The 17,927-nt window shown below is 69.8% G+C and carries 19 protein-coding genes; 5 read left to right on the forward strand and 14 right to left on the reverse strand.

Translation table 11 applies throughout. The features are described 5' to 3' along the window. Nucleotides 1–218 precede the first annotated feature (218 nt). The 3 genes from ACY34J_RS17875 to ACY34J_RS17885 all read left to right on the forward strand — a co-directional run bounded on the left by ACY34J_RS17875 (nucleotide 219) and on the right by ACY34J_RS17885 (nucleotide 3,441). Nucleotides 219–680 carry an SPW repeat protein gene (locus ACY34J_RS17875; RefSeq protein ID WP_462727569.1) on the forward strand — a complete coding sequence of 154 codons (462 nt, stop codon included), beginning with the start codon at nucleotides 219–221 and terminating at the stop codon, nucleotides 678–680. A 585-nt stretch (nucleotides 681–1,265) separates the two neighbouring features. Then, nucleotides 1,266–2,333, forward strand: a complete 1,068-nt coding sequence (locus tag ACY34J_RS17880; protein ID WP_462727551.1) for a right-handed parallel beta-helix repeat-containing protein — start codon at nucleotides 1,266–1,268, stop codon at nucleotides 2,331–2,333. A 79-nt stretch (nucleotides 2,334–2,412) separates the two neighbouring features. Further along, complete coding sequence (locus ACY34J_RS17885) at nucleotides 2,413–3,441, forward strand: methyltransferase (RefSeq protein WP_462727550.1); 1,029 nt, start codon at nucleotides 2,413–2,415, stop codon at nucleotides 3,439–3,441. 76 nt (nucleotides 3,442–3,517) lie between these two features. Here the strand turns inward: ACY34J_RS17885 and ACY34J_RS17890 are convergent, their stop codons facing one another. The 12 genes from ACY34J_RS17890 to ACY34J_RS17945 form a co-directional block, all read right to left on the reverse strand. Next, complete coding sequence (locus tag ACY34J_RS17890) at nucleotides 3,518–4,132, reverse strand: class F sortase (RefSeq protein WP_462727568.1); 615 nt, start codon at nucleotides 4,130–4,132, stop codon at nucleotides 3,518–3,520. A 252-nt stretch (nucleotides 4,133–4,384) separates the two neighbouring features. Continuing rightward, nucleotides 4,385–5,119, reverse strand: a complete 735-nt coding sequence (locus tag ACY34J_RS17895) for a hypothetical protein (RefSeq protein WP_462727549.1) — start codon at nucleotides 5,117–5,119, stop codon at nucleotides 4,385–4,387. Nucleotides 5,120–5,281: 162 nt separating this feature from the next. After that, on the reverse strand, nucleotides 5,282–6,697 hold the full coding sequence (locus ACY34J_RS17900; protein ID WP_462727548.1) for an acetyl-CoA carboxylase biotin carboxylase subunit: 1,416 nt from the start codon (nucleotides 6,695–6,697) through the stop codon (nucleotides 5,282–5,284). Between the two features lie 51 nt (nucleotides 6,698–6,748). Further along, a complete protein-coding gene (gene accB, locus ACY34J_RS17905) occupies nucleotides 6,749–7,330 on the reverse strand; it encodes an acetyl-CoA carboxylase biotin carboxyl carrier protein (RefSeq protein WP_462727547.1) in 582 nt (193 codons plus the stop codon). Between the two features lie 2 nt (nucleotides 7,331–7,332). Continuing rightward, on the reverse strand, nucleotides 7,333–9,045 hold the full coding sequence (gene accD, locus ACY34J_RS17910; RefSeq protein ID WP_462727546.1) for an acetyl-CoA carboxylase, carboxyltransferase subunit beta: 1,713 nt from the start codon (nucleotides 9,043–9,045) through the stop codon (nucleotides 7,333–7,335). 50 nt (nucleotides 9,046–9,095) lie between these two features. Continuing rightward, nucleotides 9,096–9,455, reverse strand: a complete 360-nt coding sequence (locus ACY34J_RS17915) for a TcmI family type II polyketide cyclase (protein ID WP_462727545.1) — start codon at nucleotides 9,453–9,455, stop codon at nucleotides 9,096–9,098. A gap of 30 nt (nucleotides 9,456–9,485) precedes the next feature. Then, the gene (locus ACY34J_RS17920) at nucleotides 9,486–9,974 is read right to left on the reverse strand and encodes an SRPBCC family protein (RefSeq protein WP_462727544.1); all 489 of its coding nucleotides are present in this window, start codon (nucleotides 9,972–9,974) and stop codon (nucleotides 9,486–9,488) included. A gap of 1 nt (nucleotide 9,975) precedes the next feature. Next, entirely contained in the window at nucleotides 9,976–10,233 is a 258-nt protein-coding gene (locus ACY34J_RS17925; protein WP_462727543.1) for an acyl carrier protein, read from the reverse strand. 64 nt (nucleotides 10,234–10,297) lie between these two features. Next, on the reverse strand, nucleotides 10,298–11,542 hold the full coding sequence (locus ACY34J_RS17930) for a beta-ketoacyl synthase N-terminal-like domain-containing protein (protein ID WP_462727542.1): 1,245 nt from the start codon (nucleotides 11,540–11,542) through the stop codon (nucleotides 10,298–10,300). Beyond that, a complete protein-coding gene (locus ACY34J_RS17935; RefSeq protein ID WP_462727541.1) occupies nucleotides 11,539–12,807 on the reverse strand; it encodes a beta-ketoacyl-[acyl-carrier-protein] synthase family protein in 1,269 nt (422 codons plus the stop codon). The genes ACY34J_RS17930 and ACY34J_RS17935 overlap by 4 nt, the downstream gene beginning before the upstream one ends. Further along, nucleotides 12,804–13,229, reverse strand: coding sequence for a cupin domain-containing protein (locus ACY34J_RS17940; protein ID WP_462727540.1), 426 nt, complete (start codon nucleotides 13,227–13,229; stop codon nucleotides 12,804–12,806). The genes ACY34J_RS17935 and ACY34J_RS17940 overlap by 4 nt, the downstream gene beginning before the upstream one ends. A gap of 72 nt (nucleotides 13,230–13,301) precedes the next feature. After that, nucleotides 13,302–14,480, reverse strand: a complete 1,179-nt coding sequence (locus tag ACY34J_RS17945) for a SchA/CurD-like domain-containing protein (RefSeq protein WP_462727539.1) — start codon at nucleotides 14,478–14,480, stop codon at nucleotides 13,302–13,304. On the opposite strand from ACY34J_RS17945, the gene ACY34J_RS17950 reads away from it, so the two are divergent. Both ACY34J_RS17950 and ACY34J_RS17955 read left to right on the forward strand, forming a co-directional pair. Further along, nucleotides 14,479–14,667: a hypothetical protein gene (locus ACY34J_RS17950; RefSeq protein WP_462727538.1), complete on the forward strand. Its 189-nt coding sequence runs from the start codon at nucleotides 14,479–14,481 to the stop codon at nucleotides 14,665–14,667. The two genes, ACY34J_RS17945 and ACY34J_RS17950, sit on opposite strands and share 2 nt — an antisense overlap. A 156-nt stretch (nucleotides 14,668–14,823) precedes the next feature. Then, a complete protein-coding gene (locus tag ACY34J_RS17955; protein ID WP_462727537.1) occupies nucleotides 14,824–16,452 on the forward strand; it encodes an FAD-dependent oxidoreductase in 1,629 nt (542 codons plus the stop codon). A gap of 9 nt (nucleotides 16,453–16,461) precedes the next feature. Here ACY34J_RS17955 and ACY34J_RS17960 read toward each other — a convergent pair whose 3' ends face one another. Together ACY34J_RS17960 and ACY34J_RS17965 are read right to left on the reverse strand one after the other, a co-directional pair. Further along, nucleotides 16,462–17,484, reverse strand: coding sequence for a WXG100 family type VII secretion target (locus ACY34J_RS17960; protein ID WP_462727536.1), 1,023 nt, complete (start codon nucleotides 17,482–17,484; stop codon nucleotides 16,462–16,464). 30 nt (nucleotides 17,485–17,514) lie between these two features. Then, on the reverse strand, nucleotides 17,515–17,808 hold the full coding sequence (locus ACY34J_RS17965) for a hypothetical protein (RefSeq protein WP_462727535.1): 294 nt from the start codon (nucleotides 17,806–17,808) through the stop codon (nucleotides 17,515–17,517). Nucleotides 17,809–17,927 lie beyond the last annotated feature (119 nt).

Here is a 17,927-nt window from a genome sequence, read left to right on the forward strand (position 1 = left end):
ATGAGGCAACAGTGGTCTGTGTAAGCCCCAGGTGCTCGGGAAGCGCGACGCCGCCCGGGTGCCGGTGACGTCATGCTCACGGCCGCGAACATCGCGTTGCATCTCAGGTCTTCGCATGGGCATCGGGCCGCCCGCGTGGTTCTTCCGCGCTTGTGGGTACTCGACGCAGAAGAGATCACTGAGAGTCTCAGGAGGTGGTCGGAGTGACCTCACCGGCCATGGAAACCCATCCCGACATCCTCGAAATGCGGGCCCGCCACGAGCTGGCCGAGCGCGCCGCGTCGACCCCGTGGGTGCAAGCCGTCGAGACGGTGGCCCTGATCGCGGGCCTCTACATCGCGGCCTCTCCGTGGATCGCGGGATTCAACGGCTTCCCGACCTTGGCCGTCAACAACCTGATCGTTGGTATTGGCTATGCGGTGCTGATGAGTGGTGGCTTCGGTCAGGCCTACGAGCGGACGCACAGCATGGCGTGGGCGGCCTGCGCACTGGCGGTGTGGACGATCATCGCGCCATGGGTGGTGGCGGGCAATGTCGCCACCACAGCGACCATCGTCAACAACGTCATCGTGGGCGTGATCGCCCTGGTGCTGGCTCTCGCCGCAAGCGCGGCAGCGCGCATGCGTCCCGTAGGTGCGGAACGAGGCCGGTCAGCGACGTTCGGAGGTGCCCGTACCTGAGCCCTGACCCGTAACAGCCATCGGTGCCCGGCCTGCGCCCCCCGCGCTTCTCTTGAAGGCCGGGCACACGCATGCCACGACCGACCGGGGAGAAGTGCCGTTGTCCGGGCGTCCGTCCGGCGCTTACGACAACGAGGTGGCACAGTGCATCTCCAACAGCACGTCTCTGTTGGCCGGTCGTTACGCGACCGCCGCCCAGAACGCGGTTCCCCGGCCGTCCCAGCCCGATGAGCCTGCCGGTACCGAACCGGCACCCAGCTGACCCACGGCAGCGCGGCAGGGGAGCGGGGCCGCGCCGGGGCGAGCGCGCGATCAGGCCCATGCCCGCGCCCATGACCACCAGCGGCAGCGCCGTCTGCCAGGACGCGATGGACGCCCCCGTACCGCCCGGCCTCCCAGATGTATGAACGGGGCGTGGACCACCCGAGGGACACAAGTGGCGAGGGGTGCAAAACGCTCATAGCTTCGACGTGGCGATCTGCACCCAGCCCTTGCTGAGTCGGATTTCGCCCAAGGACTCATCCATTCCGGCGACCGAGCCCGAGCTTGCTCATGCCGGAATCTCCGGAAAGAAGGTCATGACGCATGTTCAAGCGACAGGTTCCCCAGGTGGTCTGTGCCTCGGCGATCGCCGCCATGGGACTGAGCATCGCACCCCCCGCCCACGCCGGTATGGCCGCCCGTTGGCACATCGTCCGCCCGGGCGAGTCCATCCAGGCGGCGGTCGATGAGGCCAAGCCCGGAGACACCGTCCAGATCCTCCCGGGTACCTACAAGGAGAGCGTCGAGGTCACCGTTTCGGATGTGACCATCCGCGGGGCAGGCCCCCGCACTGTGATCAGCGCCGGAGCCAAGGAGTCCCAGAACGCCTGCGCCAAGGCCGGTCACGGCCTCTGTGTCACCGGTACGGCGGACCGCAAGGTCTCTGATGTGCGGATCCAGCGGCTGACCGTCAAGGGCTTCGCGAAGAACGGCATCTCGGCCACCCAGACCGACCGGATGGGCGTCTTCGGCGTTGTCGTCCAGAACAACGGCGACCACGGCATCAGCCAGGAGAAGTCCACCCGAGGCGTCTTCCGGGCCAACGTCGCCGAGGACAACGGCCAGGCCGGCATCTTCCTCGCCAACTCGGTCGACACCGAGGGCCCGGCCACCGACACCAAGGGCACCCTCATCAGCGACAACCACCTCTCGGGCAACCGGATCGGTGTGGTGCTCCGGCGGGTCAGGAACCTCTCGGTACAGAACAACACCGCCACCGGCAACTGCGGCGGCGTCTTCGTCGTGGGTGACGAGTCGGTCCCCCGGGGCGGCGCCCTGACCGTCCAGCGCAACCTGATCTACAAGAACAACAAGTACTGCGCCCCGAACTCCCGCCTGCCCTTCATCCAGGGCACCGGAATTCTCCTCACCGGCGTGGAGGACACGGTGGTGAGGAACAACCAGGTGCGGGACAACGTCGGTAAGTCACCCATGTCGGGCGGCATCGTCCTGTTCCGCAGCGTCGTGGGCGCCCCCAACGCGCGCAACGCGATCCGGAACAACGAGGTGACCGGCAACGGCCCCGCCGACCTGGCCGACCGCGACACCGGAGTCGACAACACCTTCACCGGAAACAAGTGCCAGACCTCCGAGCCGGCAGGCCGGTGCTGATCGGTCCGGTCCCACACTCAGGCCGGACAGTCGGCCCGGCCGTGCTTTCCCGAACCCCCATCAGGAGAAAGGCGGCCCGATGGCCACCACAGCCACCTCTCCCCAGGCGGCCATGCGACTGCGGGAACTCGTATTCGGCGCCGCCTGCGCCGCGGCCGTACGCGCCGCGGCCAGGCTGCGCGTCGCTGACGCCCTCGGGGACACACCGGCCACCGCCGACGACCTGGCGGAGGCAGTCCACGCCCAGCCGCAGACCCTCCAGCGGCTGCTGCGCACCCTGTCCTGCTACGGAATCTTCGCCGAGACCGAGGACGGCCGGTTCACCCACACCGACATGTCCCGGCTGCTGCGCGGTGGCGTTCCGAACAGCCTGCGGGACATCGCCCTGTGGTGCACCGAGCCGTGGACCTGGGCGGCCTGGCCGCGGCTGGACGAAGCGGTCCGGTCCGGCAAGAACGTCTTCGCCGACCTGTACGGCAAGACCTTCTTCGAGTATCTGCACGACGACGCCCCGGAATCCGCCGAGGTGTTCGACCGGGCCATGACCCAGTCCAGCCGCCAGTCCGCGCACGACCTCGCCGAACTCCTCGACATGACCGGAGTGACGTACGTCGTGGACGTCGGCGGAGGCCAGGGGCATGTGCTGGCCGGCCTGCTGGAGAAGCACCCCAAGCTGGAGGGCGCCCTGCTCGACCTGCCCACCGTGGTGGCGAACGCCGATCCGCGGCTGCGCTACGGCGGCTCGCTCGCCCAGCGGGTACGGCTCGTGCCGGGTGACTGCCGCGTCGAGATCCCGGTCCAGGCCGATATGTACATCATCAAGAACGTCCTGGAGTGGGACGACGAGAGCACCCGCGCGACCTTGGGCAACATCGTCAAGGCCGCCCGTCCCGGCGCACGGGTGCTGGTCATCGAGAACCTGGTCGACGACAGCCTGTCGATGAAGTTCACCACGGCCATGGACCTGTTGCTGCTGCTCAACGTGGGAGGCAAGAAGCACACCAAGGAGAGCCTGATCACGCGTATGACGGAGGCCGGCCTTGAAGTCGGCGAGATCCGGCCGGTCAACGCCTATCTGCACGCGTTCGACGGCACCGTCCCCGCGTAATAAACAGCGTCCGCGTAAACGGCGATTCCCCGCCCGCGGGCCCCACGAGTGACATGGGGCCGGCGGGCGGGGAATTTCATGCCTTACGAGACGATGCCAGGTGGGCGAAGACCACCACGTTGTGCGTGTAGTCCCTGCGCTGCTCGTCGTACGAGCCGCCGCACGTGATCAGCCGCAGCTGGGCATCCGGGGTGTCGCCGTACACCCGGCTGTCGGGAATGGCGGCCTTGTCGAAGGTCTCGACCGAGTCGACGGAGAACGTCGCCACGGTCCCGTCGGCGCGCGTGATCTCGACGTTGTAGCCGGGCCGGACCATGCCGAGGTTGGCGAAGACCGCCGGCCCGCTCCTGGTGTCCAGATGACCCGCGACGATGGCGTTGCCGCGCTCGCCGGGAGCGGTGCCGTCCCGGTACCAGCCAACCAGGTTGCTGTCGCTTGTCGGCGGGGCGTTCAGCTGGCCCGACGACTTCAGCGTCAGTTCCGTGAACGGCGCGCTGACCCCGATCACGGGGATCCTCAGCCGCGTCGGCCGGGAGCGCGGCATGGGGTCGGCGGTTGGGGCCTTGGACGCGTTGGGCGCCGATGCCGGTGTCGGCATCGGCACCACGGCCGGGGACTGCACGACGGCCGGGCCGCCGTCCGTGCCGTGGGAGTGGAGGATGAGGACCAGGCCGAGGATGGCCGAACCCATGGCCCAGCGCACGGCACGTGCGCCGCCGTCGGAGAGCGCCGGGCGGGGCGACTCACCCGTGTCGTCGTACTCCTCGTATGCGTACTCTTTGTAATCATCCTTTTCGTACGCGTCCTCTTCGGGCTCCGGTGGAGCCTGAGTGCTCATGGAGCGATGCCTTTCGTCGGAAGGAACGTGCCCCCCCAAGTGCTGGCGTGGCCACCGCCGTTGTGCGGCGGTGGCCACGACATGACTCAGCTGTCAGGCGTCGGATCAGACGGCGTCGCCAGCCGAACGACGGCGCAGGACGTAGGCGCCGGCACCGAGACCGCCGGCGAGCAGGGCCGCCCCGGCGCCGGAAGCAAGGCCGCTGCCGCCGGAGTTCGCCAGACCGCCACCACCGGCGTGGACGGCGCCCTTCGGACGCTCCTTGCGCTCCTCCTTGCGCTCCTCCTTGCGCTCCTTCTCGTGCTTGCGCTCCTTGTCGTGCTTGCGCTCGTGGTCCTTCTTGCCGTGCTCTTCTTCCTCGTCGTGGTTGCTGTAGCCGTAGCCCCCGTACTCCTCGTTGTTGTTGTAGGTGCCGTCCGACTTGTAGCCGTAGTCGGAGGACGAGCTGTCCTCGGACGACGAGCTGTCCTGGGACTGGGAGTCGGAGGAGGACATCGAGCCGTCGTCGGACTGGGAGTCGGAGGAGGACATCGAGCCGTCGTCGGACTGGGAGCTGTCCTGGGACTGGGAGGAGTCGGACTGGGAGCTGCCCTGGGACTGGGAGGAGTCGGACTGGGAGCTGCCCTGGGACTGGGAGGAGTCGGACTGGGAGCTGCCCTGAGACTGGGAGGAGTCGGACTGCCAACCGCCGTCGGACTTGCCGTGCTCGTGCTTCTTGCCCCCATCGTCACCGCTCGGGGCCTGCAGCGCGGCAGGAGTTCCGAAGGCGGCGGGTGCCGACACGGTCAGGGCGGCCGCTGCCATCGCGGCCGAGGCGATAAGTGTGCGAGCAGAACGCATGGATGTTCCTTCCGGCCGCCGACGATAGCTGACTGGTTGTCAGCAAGAACTGAATCGCCGAGGCGTCACCACCAACGTCAGCCACTGCCGTCACCCCTGCCACCGGAGACTGGGGCATTCGGATGGTTCTGTGTGGCTTTCGGGTGGACATAGCGGCCGCCGTCACCCGTTCGCCCCGCGTGTCAGGGAAGTCACAGTCGGTTCGCTGTGCCGCGCCGCGTCCCTCGCCGCCTCCTCGGACATGACGGCCACGAGTCCGGTCGTGTGCACCGCGGCCCGGAATTCCGGGCGCGCCAGCGTCCGCCGCAGAAAGCCGCACGTGGTCCGTACGCCGTTGCCGTCGACCCGGAACTCGGCCAGCGCCCGGTCCATACGCGCGAGCGCCTGCGCGCGGTCCGGCGCCCACACCACGGCCTTCGCCAGCAGGGAGTCGTAGTCCGGCCCCACCAGCCAGCCCGGATAGGCATGCGTGTCCACCCGTACGAACGGGCCTCCGGGCGGTACGAACTCGGTCAGCAGGCCCGGTGTCGGCATGAAGTCACGGGCCGGGTCCTCGGCGTTGACCCGGCACTCCAGGGCCACTCCACGGGCTGTGATGTCTTCCTGGCGCAACGACATGGGCAGACCGGCGGCGATGAGGATCTGCTCGCGGACGATGTCGATCCCGGTGACCATCTCGGTCACCGGATGCTCGACCTGCAGCCGGCAGTTGATCTCCATCAGATAGAACTCATGGCCCGGAGTCAGCACGAACTCGAAGGTGCCCGCACCGACGTAGCCGATCGAGGCCGCCCCGCGCACCGCCGCGGTGCACAGGGCATCCCGCACCTCCTGCGGCAGATTCGGCGCGGGGGCCTCCTCCACCAGCTTCTGGTGCCGCCGCTGCACCGAGCAGTCGCGCTCGCCGAGGTGGACCGCCGAGCCATGACGGTCGCACAGCACCTGGACCTCGATGTGGCGGGCGCCCTCGATGAACCGCTCCAGATACAGGCGTTCATCGCCGAAGACGGCACGCGCGTGGGCGCGGGTCTCGTTGAAGGCGCGCATGAGGCTGTCGGGGTTGCGGACGACAGCCATGCCGCGGCCGCCGCCGCCCGCCACGGCCTTGAGGATCACCGGGTAGCCGACGCGCTGGGCCACCTCCTTGGCCTCCGCGGGCGTGGCCAGTGCTCCCGTACTGCCGGGCAGCACGGGAAGGCCCGCCTCCGCCATCAGCGAGCGGGCCGACGCTTTGTCGCCCAGCTGCTGCATGACCTGCGCGGACGGGCCGATGAAGGTGATTCCGTTGGCCTCGCAGACCTCCGCGAAGTCCGGGTCCTCCGAGAGGAATCCGTATCCCGGGTGGATGGCCTCCGCCCTGGTGCGCAGGGCCGCTTCGATGATCGAGGGCACGCTGAGATAGCTGCCCTTGGCCGCTGGAGGGCCTATGTGTACGGCCTCGTCTGCGAACCGGACGACCGCGGAATCCCGGTCCGCGGTGGAGTGGACCGCGATGGTCCGCATCCCCAGCTCACGGCAGGTGCGGGCCACCCGCAGGGCGATTTCACCGCGATTGGCGACGAGGACGGTCGAGAACATGCGGATCACCTCTCTGCGGTGGACATGGGGGCCTGCTTGCCGCCTTCCTCATCACGGGGCTGCCTGTTCGTCGCCGGAAACGGGCTCCACGGCGATCAGTCGCTGCTGGAACTCCACGGATTGGGCGTTCGGCACCAGGATCTCCACGACCCGCCCCGCGACATCCGCCTCCACGGGGCTCATCATCTTCATGACCTCGAGGATGCCGACGGACTGTCCGGGCCGTACGACGTCGCCGACCGAGACGAACGGCGGCGCGTCCGGCTCGGGGGAGTGGTAGAAGGTGCCCACCATCGGGGCGCACACGTAACTCAGGGTGTCGTCCGCAGCGGGCGGCGGCTGCGCAGGGGGCGCGGCCGCCACGGCGGGCGGGGACTCGGTGCCGGCCTTCGGGACGGGCGCGCCGCCGGCCTCCGACTGGTCCGCCCACTCCATTTCCACGATGGTTTGGCCGTGCTGCAGCTTGACCCTGAGCGGCGGTGTGGGCGCCGCCTTCGCCAGCTCCGTCACGCTGCGGCACACCGAGTCCAGATCGGTGTCGACAGGCGGTTTCATGGTGCCGCGGACCAGTCCGTCCTTGAGGACGACCGCCCGGGGGCCGTTGTCGTGGTTGTATGACTTGCTGTTGTTCACCGTCACGATGCACCTCTTCCGGCAAGCGTGTCCGTCTCGACCCCGAAGCGGTGGAAGCGGCTTCTGCGCATCCGCAGGAGCCGCTCGGTGTCCCACGGGACAAGTTCGTCGAGAGTTGTGGCGAGCGCGTCGCCGAGAGTTGCGGCCGCGCCCGCGTGGTCCTGGTGTGCGCCCTCCGGAGGCTCCGGCACGACACCGTCGACGACGCCGAGCCGTAGCAGTTCCCGGGCGTGCAGGCGCAGCGCCGCTGCCGCGGCGGGCACGGCCTCGGGGTTCTTCCACAGGATCGCGGCGCAGCCCTCGGGGCTGATGACGGAATAGACACCACCCGCGCTGACCAGGACCCGGTCGGCGACGGCGAGGGCCAGCGCACCGCCGCTGCCGCCCTCGCCGATGAGCACCGCGACGATGGGCACCGGCAGCTGGGACATCAGCCGCAGGTTCTCCGCGATGGCGAGCGCCTGGCCGCCCTTCTCGGCGTCCGCCCCGGGGTTGGCCCCCGGGGTGTCGATCAGTGTGACCACCGGCAGGCCGAGCTTGGCGGCCAGCCGCATCAGCCGGGCCGCCTTGCGGTAGCCGCCCGGGGTGGCCATGCCGAACAGCCGGCGCTGCCGTTCGGCCAGGCCGGGTCCGCCCTTGTGGTGGCCGATCAGCATCACCGGGATGCCGTCCAGCCGGCCCGGCCCGCCGATGATGGCGGGGCAGTCCTCGGCGAGCCGGTCGCCGTGCAGTTCCTGGAAGTCGTCCACCAGATGGTCGATGTAGTCCTGTGCGGTGGGCCGGTCGGGGTGGCGGGCGAGCCGTACCGCGTCCCAGGGGTCCCGCTCCGGTACGTCCTCCGGGCGGCGCAGGATCGGGGCGGGCGGGGAGCGGCGTGGCTGGGCGGGGCATGTCCGGCCCGCCTCCGCCGCGCTCAGGCCGAGGAGTGAGCCGAGCGTCGCCCGGAGCGCGGCCCGCGGTACGACGGCGTCCACCATGCCGTGCTGCAGCAGGAATTCGGCCGTCTGGAAGCCCTCCGGCAGGCGCTGCCGGGTGGTCTGCTCGATGACCCGCGGTCCGGCGAAGCCCAGGCGCGCGCCGGGCTCCGCGATGATCACATCCGCGAGGGTGGCGAAGGAGGCGGCCACACCCCCGTACGTCGGATCGGTGATCAGCGACACCACGAGGATGCCGGCCTCGTGGAGTTCGGCCAACGCCTGGGCGGTCTTGGCCATCTGCATCAGGGACAGGACGCCCTCCTGCATACGCGCGCCGCCCGAGGCGGTGACGAGCAGCAGCGGGATGCGCAGCCGCAGGCTGGTCTGGGCCGCCTCCGTGATGAGCGCGCCGACCCCGCAGCCCAGGCTGCCGCCGAGAAACCGGAAGTCCATGGCGGCCACGACGACAGGCCGGCCCTCGATCCGGGCCTGTACGCAGACCACGGCCTCCCGCAGGCCGGTCGCGGCCTGTGCCTCCTCCAGCCGGTCCGCGTAGGGCCGGGTGTCGACGAAACCGAGCGGATCGTGCACGGGCTCCACATGCTCGAGCGGCGTGGTGGAGCCGGGGTCGAGCAGGTGGTCCAGCCGCTGGGGCGCAGTGAGGTGGGCGTGCCAGCCGCAGTCCGGGCATACGCCCAGGCTGCGGCTGAACCGCTTGCCGTAGACGAGGCCGGCGCAGCGTTCGCACCGCACCCACTGAGGTGCTCCGGCGGCCGGCCTGTCGTCGATCTCGACCATGGTGGGGTCCTCCAGCTCCGGTAGCAGTTCTCAGGCCTTCGCCGCGGCCGTTATGCCCTGCCGGCGCCTCCCCGGCTGCCGCCGCGAGGTCCCAACTCCCAGCGGTAGAACTCGCGGGCCATGGCGTCCTTGGGCTCCCGCCAGGTTTCCGGGTCGTACGCCGACACATAGGCGGAGAGCTGTTCGCTGATGTCCCGGAATTCGGGGTGGTCCTTCACCCGGGCGACTTCCGGCCCGGGTGGCCGGTCTGCCTCGATGAGATGCAGATACAGGTCGTTGAACTGGAACAGGCTGCGGCCGCGTACGCCGATCAGGTGCGGCAGCTCTCCGCGGTCGGAGGCCGCGAACACCTCGGCGATGTCGGTACTCGATTCCGGTTTCATCCGGGCGACGATCAGAGCGCGGTGCATGGGCATGTCCTTTCCGATGAGCGGTACAGGTCAGTTGACAGGTGCCGTACGACCCCGCTCCGTCCCACGGGCCCGCGCCTCGACCTTGTCCCGGATGAGCTCCATCTGGATCCGGGAGTTGCGGTTGATGTGCTCGGTCATCCCGGCGTCGTCGACGGGCGCTTCGGGCTTCATCGCGAAGTCCTGGATCCAGCGCATCCGCGTACCGTCCGGGATCTCCTCGTACTCCCACTGGATGTTCATGTACTGGAACGGGCCCGGCTCGACCCTGCGGGCGCGTACGGTCAGCGCGTCGCGGTCGGTCTCCCGCTCCGACACCCAGCTCCAGACCTTGCCGTTCTCGTCGGGGTGCATGGTCAGGCGGAAGGTGGTCTTGTCGCCCTGGCGGTCGAGCACGTCGACCGAGGCGTACTCGCTGAACAGCTGCGGCCAGTTCTCCAGGTCGTTGGTCATGTCCCAGACCAGGTCCAGGGGGGCGGCGATGACGATCTCGTTGTCGGTGTGTCCAATGGGGTTCATGTCAGGCTCCTGCCGTGAGTGAGGCATTGACGTGTTCCAGGAATTCGTGCGGGGTCTTGCACAGTTCGGCACCCGCGGCGATGGGCGTGCTGCGGCGGTTCTCCAGCTCGCCCACGATTCCCAGCAGCCCGAGAGAGTCGAGGCCGAAGTCCGCGAAGGTCATCGCGGGCCGGATCTCCATCTCCCGGGGGTCGGCGGTGATGCCGGCGCGGTCCTTCATCAGGACGGCCAGCTCGTCGAAGGTCAGGGGAGTGTCCATGGGGCGGTTCTCCTTGTCTGCGTAAGGTGCCCGCCGGCGCCGGGGCGGCCGGCAGCCGGCGAGGTCATGACGGCGCGTCGGTGCCTCGCCGGAGTACGAGAGCAGCATTGAAGCCGAGGAGGCCCCGGCTCAGCACAAGGGCCGTCCGCAGCTCGGCCGGACGGGCGAAGCCGGTCACCAGGTCCATGTCGTGGCACACCTCGGTGACATTCGGGGTCGGCGGTATGAGGTCGTGCTCCATGGCGACCGCCGCGGCCACCGTGTCCAGTACGGGAGCCCCGCAGTAGGCGCGGCCGAACCCCGTCTTGGGGGCGGTCACCGGCACCCGGTCGGCGTGCTTGCCCAGGGCGTCGGCGATCGCCAGCGCCTCGGCGCGGTCCGCCTCGGGCATGCCGAGCGCGTCGGCGAACACCACGTCGATCTCCTCGGCCGCGCAGTGCGCCTGGTCCAGGGCGCTGCGGATCGCATGGGACAGGCCCTCGCGGGAGGCGGCCCACTGCGACGCCCCGGAGAAGGTCGCGGCGTGGCCCAAGACCACGGCCCGGACCCGGGCACCGCGGCGCCGGGCCACCGACTCCTCCTCGACCACCAGCATCGCGCCGCCTTCCGCGGGTACGAACCCGCAGGCGCCGGAGGTGAAGGGCCGGTAGGCCCGCTCCGGTTCCTCGACCAGGCTGAGCTCCGGATAGCCGAGCTGACAGACGACCGAGTACGGGGCCAGCGGGGCCTCGGCGGCCCCCACCACGACCGCGTCCACCCCGTGCCGGATGCTCCGGGAGGCGTGCGCGAGGGCATCCAGGCCGCCGGCCTCGTCGGCGGCGACCACTCCACAGGGGCCCTTGAACCCGCCGCGGATGGAGATCTGGCCGGTGCTGGCCGCGTAGAACCAGGCGATGGACTGGTAGGGGCCGACAAAGTTCGGTCCGCGCCCCCACAACTGCTGCAGCTCGCGCTGACCGAACTCGCCGCCGCCCGAACCGGCAGCTGTCACCACGCCCACGGCGAACGGTGACAGCGTGCTGGTGTCGATGAGGGCGTCGGCCAGCGCGAGGTCGGCCGCCGCCATCGCGAAGTGCGTGAACCGGTCGGTCTGGACGAGGTAACGCTCCTCCACCAGTGCCGCCGGGTCGAAGTCGCGGACGTGTCCGGCCACCTTCAGCGGCAGTTGCTCGCACCCCTCGCGGAACACGGGCTCCAGCACGCTCACGCCTTCCCGTACCGCTTTCCAGAAGGCTTCGGTGCCCACGCCGTTGGGGGCGACCGCGCCCATGCCCGTCACGACCGCCGTGCGGTTCGCCGAAGTGTTCATCGTGACCTCGCCCCCTCCCGCTGCAAGACGACCGCGGACTGGAAGCCGCCGAATCCGCTGCCGACCGACAGCACCGTCCGCAGTGGCATGGCCCGTGCGGTCTTCGGCACGTAGTCCAGGTCGCACTCCGGGTCCGGCGTCTCGTAGTTGGCCGTCGGCGGTACGACGCCGTGATCGAGTGCCAGGGTGCAGGCCACGACCTCTATCGCCCCGATCGCACCGAGCGAGTGCCCCACCATGGATTTGATGGAGCTCATGGGGATCGTGTACGCGTGCGCGCCCAGCGACCGCTTGACCGCCGCGGTCTCGTGCCGGTCGTTCTGCTGGGTGCCGGAGCCGTGGGCGTTGACGTAATCGACCTCGGAACGGTCGATACGGGCATGGTCCAAGGCCCGGTTGATCGCTTCGGACATCTCCAGTCCCTCCCGCGTCAGCCCGGTCATGTGGTACGCATTGCCGAACGTGGCGAAGCCGCCGATCTCGCCGTAGATCCGGGCACCCCGGCTGCGGGCCTGCTCCAGTTCCTCCAGGACCACGACGGCCGCACCCTCGCCCAGGACGAAGCCGTCCCGCCGGGCGTCGAACGGCCGGGAGGCGTGGGCCGGATCGTCATTGTTGGCGGACGTCGCCCTGATGGCGTCGAAGCAGGCGACCGTGATCGGCGATATCGGTGAGTCGGAAGCGCCCGCGATGCAGACGTCCAACCGGTTTTCCTCGATGGCCTGGAAGGCGTAGCCGATCGCGTCCAGTCCCGAGGTGCAGCCCGTGGAGACGGTCTGCACCTGGCCGTGGGCGCCGAACTCCTCGGCCACCTCGGAGGCGAGCGCACTGGGCGAGAACGCCCGGTGCAGATGCGGACCGGAGAGCAGATGGTCCACATCCCACTGCCTGCCCGAGTCGCTGACCTCGACGTAGTCGTGCTCGAGACGGGTGGTGCCGCCGACCGCGGTGCCCATGGAAATCCCCACCCGCCAGGGGTCCTTGGCGTGGATGTCCAATCCGGAGTCGCCCACCGCTTCCGCGGCGGCCACCAGCGCGAACTGCACATACCGGTCGGCCCGTGCGATCCGGTCGGGGGTGAGGCCACAGGCGGCCGGATCGAAGTCGCACTCCGCGGCGATCCGGGAGCGGAATCCATCGGGATCGAAGAGCGTGATGCCGCGGGTCGCCGTACGCCCGCTGGTGAGCATGTCCCAATAGGCCGGTATGCCCACACCCCCGGGTGCGACGATGCCGATCCCGGTGACTGCTACGCGCCGGGTCACGACGCCGCCGCGGCGGGTTCGGGAGGCTCAGCCTGCGTGGTGTCCTCGGTGTCCACGTGCCCGAGATCCGGGCGCGGTGCCAGCGGGCCGAGGTGGAAGACCATGCGGGCCTCGGTCTTCCCCACATTGCGGAAACGGTGGCGGACATACGGGGGGATCATCAGCGCCTGGTCGGGCAGCAGAGGGTGCGCCACCCCGTCCAGGTCCACCTCCAGCTCACCGCTGACGACGTACACGAACTCCTCGGAGTACGGGTGGTAGTGCTCGCCGATCCGCTCGCCGGGCTGTACGAGGGCCGCCCCCATGAATCCGCTCGTGGCGCCCACAGCGGTGGGGGTGAGCATGGCGCGCAGGTCGCCGCCGCGCCGGCGGTTGGGCTTGATCTCGTCGATGTGCACGATGCGTGGGGACTGCGTGGTCATGTTCTCTTCCTCCCAGTCGCGGTCACGGTGACCGTGTGGCGGACGTGCGGCGGGCATTCGGGTCGCGGGCCGTCACGCGCCGGGGCTGCGGCGGTCGGTGACCGGCGTCATGTCAATGGCGGCGAGGAAGCTCCTGATCCCCGCGTCGCTGTTCAGGTCGCCGTCGCGGAGGTCGATCAGGCGGCTGAGGTCCGAGCCGGCCCCCGGGCCGCTGACGCCGGCCACCACGGCGGGTGCCTTCTCCATCGGTGCGCGCAGGTCGACCAGGCGCACGACCGTGTCGTCGCGGTGGAAGATCGTGCCGGCGGCGACCGGCGTGCTCCGGCGGGCGGTCTCCAGCTCGTCCTGACGCTTCAGCAGCTGGACGACATCCGCACCCTTCCCGGGCCGTACCGGGTACAGCAGGGCGTGCCGGTGCAGCCCCTTGGGCCGTTGGCCACCGACCGCCACGTGGTGCACCGACGGCAGTGCGGCGCGGCCGAAGAACGCGCGGGCGGACTCCGGGTTGTCCAGGTCGCGGGCCTCCTCCAGGTACGGGTTGATGGCCTCCTCGACCGCCCTGACCTCGGGCTGGGCGGCGACATGGCGCAGCGCTGCGCCGAGGTCACCGGTCACCTCGATGGCCCGTACGACCCGGTTGGCCCGCATGAACAGCGAAGTACGCAGCAGCCGGGTGGCCGGGTCGGCCTGCGCGGCCGGCGACTCGTACTCCGCGAGGATCTTGGCGACCTTCTCCTCGCTGCCGGGCTTGACCGTGAAGGTGAGGGCGTGCCGGATCACGCCGTCGGCGTCCGGCCGCCCCATCGGCGGCCCTCCCTTGGCACCGGCCTGCGGACCGCCGGCCTGTCTGGCGGCGCGGCCGGCGCCCACCGGCGCGGACGAGGACGCCCGGGAGCCCTTGGAGTTCGCTGCGGTGGTCTCCCGCAGGATGTGGAAGCGCAGGGACCGCGTGTCGTTGACGCACCCGTGCATCGGCTTCACCATCTCGCGGTGCTCCGGGCTGTCCACCCAGGCCAGGAAGGGGGGCGCGCTTTCCCATTCGCTGGTGATCAGCCACTGCGAGGGGTTCTCGATCGACTGGCACAGCTGGTCCTTGATGTGGCCGGGCACGGACGCCACCTGATGGCGGAGCTTCTCGTACGCCTCCAGAAAGCGCTCATCCTCGCCGTCCTTGACCTCCAGCAGCAGCACGACGCGAAGTCTGGAGTCGGGCGAGGCGGACTGCGTCTCGGGTTGGGACTGGGTCGTCATGTTCCACTCCTTCGGAATCGAGCAGATGGCCTGTTCGCCGGTTTCGACTGCTGTCGGCGTCCGGCCGGGCGAAGCGGCCGAACGGACGAACGGCCTGGTCGCTCGAATATCGATCGTGCTGCCGCTCGCACGGATGGCGCGAGATGTGACAGCCGGACGGGTGAATTCCGAGGCGGGTCGTGCCTGATCGGGCAAGGAACCCGGGCAAGGAACCATCGGGCCCCGTGGCGCCGCCGGCCGCGGCATCGAGACCGCCGCCGACCGCGCATACGAGAGCCGCCGACCGCGTACGAGACCGCCGGCGCGCCCCGTCCCCCATCCGCCGTACAGGCTGGAGCTACTGATGAATCCGAAGGCCGAAGACCGCGTGCCCGTCCTGATCGTGGGCGGCTCCCTGGTGGGACTGTCCACCTCGCTCTTCCTCAGCCGCCTCGGCATCGGACACCTGCTGGTCGAGAAGCACGCGGACACCTCGGTTCACCCGCGCGGCCGTGGCAACAATGTGCGCACAATGGAGGTGTTCCGGACCGCCGGTGTGGAGCAGGCGATCCGTGACGCCGCGTCGGTCCTGGCGGAGAACCACGGCATCCTGCAGGCGGACACGCTCGCCGGAACGGAGCAGGAGTGGCTGTTCAAGCAGATCGACCCCGGCGGCGCGCTGGCCCGCTTCAGCCCCACCGGGTGGTGCCTGTGCAGCCAGAACGACCTGGAGCCCGTACTGCTGCGGTGCGCCCGTAACCTCGGCGGCGACGTCCGGTTCAGCACCGAACTGGTCTCCTTCGAGCAGGACGCCGACGGGGTGACCGCCGTTGTCCGCAGCAGGGAGACCGGCCAGAGCCGTACGGTGCGCGCGGACTACCTCGTCGCGGCCGACGGGCCCCGCAGCCCGGTGCGAGGACGGCTCGGCATCACCCAGTCGGGGCGCGGCGACCTGTTCCACAACATCAGCATCACCTTCCGCGCCAAGCGGCTGGCGGACGTGGTGGGCGACCGCCGTTTCATCGTCTGCTACCTCACCAACCCCGAGGGCGACGGTGCCCTGCTTCCGGTGGACAACGCCGAGCACTGGGTGTTCCACATGCCCTGGAAGCCCGACCGCGGCGAGACGCTGGAGGACTTCACCGACCAGCGCATCGCGGAGCACATCCGCAGGGCGGCCGGCGTGCCCGACCTGGAGGTCGAGATCACCGGCAAGGCCCCCTGGCACGCGGCCGAACGGGTGGCGGAGCGCTACTCCGACGGCCGGGTCTTCCTGGCCGGTGACTCCGCCCACGAGATGTCCCCCACCGGCGCGTTCGGCTCCAACACCGGGATTCAGGACGGCCACAACCTCGCCTGGAAGCTGGCCGCGGTCCTGGACGGCTGGGCGGGCCCCGGGCTGCTGGAGACATACGGCCAGGAGCGGCAGCCGGTGGCCGTGGCGACGAGCCGGCGCGCCTCCGCCCGCTCCGCGGAGCACAGCCACCCCGGGTACGACGTCTCACCCGGCACCGGCAGGCAGAGCAACGTGCTGTCCGTGGTCCTGGGTTACCGCTATCCGGCCGGCGCGGTCGCAGGCTCCGACCCGGCCATGCCGGTGCTCCCGGAGCGCTTCCAGCCGACGGCAGTTGTCGGTGGCAGGGCGCCGCACATGTGGCTGAGCCGGGATGGCAAACGGCTGTCCACTCTGGACCTCTACGAGCGGTCGATGGTGCTGCTCAGCGGCCCGGAGGGCGAGGCGTGGCACACGGCGGCGCAGCGGGTCGCCGAGCGGATGGCCGTACCGCTCGACGCCTACCGCGTCGGCCCCGGCATGGACCACGAGCTGCGGCCCGAACCGGACGCGAACTGGGCGGAGTCGCATGGCGCGGCGGCCGACGGCGCGGTCCTCGTACGCCCGGACGGGTTCGTGGCGTGGCGGGCGGAGGGTGGGTCATCTGACCCGGAGCGGGTGTTCGGCGAGGCGCTGGCCTCGGTGCTCCGGCTGCGTTGACATCGGCCCTCAGCCGGTTCCAGGGGCTCCACCTGGTGCGCTCCGGCCTCGGCGGAGGCCGGAACCGCCCTGCCTGATGACGGGGGTGGCAGGGGTGACGGGGACCGCAGCGCCCTCAGGGACTCCGACGACCCCGCGCTGCGGTGCGCCGCGGCCCCTGCCACGGCCCGAGCCCTCGTGCACGACACCGCCGGCAACCCCCGGACTGGCTTCGCAGGCCCCGCCCCGCTGGTCGGCAGGCACAGTGGGGCCGCGGGACTCCACTCCGCCGACGATGCCGCCGACGGCGGCGGTCCGCACCCGCGGCTCCCGCGGCAGGGCCCAACCCGGGCTGGTGCCCTGCTCGTTCGGCAACGACACCGAGTACGGGATCGGGAGGACTTCCGCTATCGGTGCCGTACCGCCCAGTGCGTCCGGGGTCTTCCCGCTGCCGATGCCCTCCCGGCTCCACGACGCCATCGCAGTGCCGTGAGAGTTGTACGCCCCTCCCAACTGCTCCATGACAACGGCTGCTTCGATCTGCCGCTTCTGTACGTCCGACAGACTGTTGCGGTTGCTGTTCAGCAGACCTTCGGCGTTCACCGGGCCCAACAGTCCAACCTGAATCTGCGCAAGGCTGTTCAGCGGCGCATCGTCCCCGTTCAGCGCGTCGACATGTGCCTTGTACTCCTGCAGGGCGTTGGCAGCGCCCTGCAGGGCGATCGATGTATACCGGGCGTACTCGGCGGCATGCGCGATCTTCCGGCGAAACCTCTCGGCCTCCCTGCCGAACGCCTCGGCCGCCTCACCCTCCCAGTGCTGCAGCAGCCGAGTGACCATGCGGTCGAGCATGCCCAGGACTCCTCCGTCCTCCCCACCGGCCAGGTCGGAGTGGACAGCGCTCCACGCCTCGCCGGTGGCCCGGATCTGCTCCGGGTCGGCATGCGCGACCATGGCCTTCATCTGGGACAGGGTCTTGTCCACAAATGCTGTGGAGTGCCGGACGGTGTAGCGCTGTCCTGGCGGCAGATAGTCGTACTCCTTCGCGCCCATACTCTTCTTCTCTCCTGCCGGTGAGCGCCGTCAGGCGGGGTACTCCGCGTCTTCGTAGACACCACGGGTCTTGCGAAGCTTCCTGCTGAGCTCCTCGGCGACTGCGATCAGGTGAGCGGAAAACTCCTCCACATGCGCCTTGGCCGCGGCATGTTCGGCGTACAGCCCGTACGCCTCCTCGAATCCCGTGCCGACCGCTTCACGATCCAGGCCTGTCGCATAGCGGACGTTCTGAGTTGTGGACTCCATCCGGCGGATCATGGCATGGATCTGAGCGACGGCCCGATCAAGTTCGTCAAGGTCGACCCGGTACTGCTCAGCCATGCAGTGCCTCCCCGTTCACTGAGGACTCGTACCAGCAGGCCGTCCATTATTGCCTGCCCCTCAGACAGCCCGGACACCGGGGTACATGCCCGGAGAGCTTTGGCCAAAGATCGGGTGTC

This window comes from Streptomyces sp. HSS9-12 (assembly GCF_054963655.1).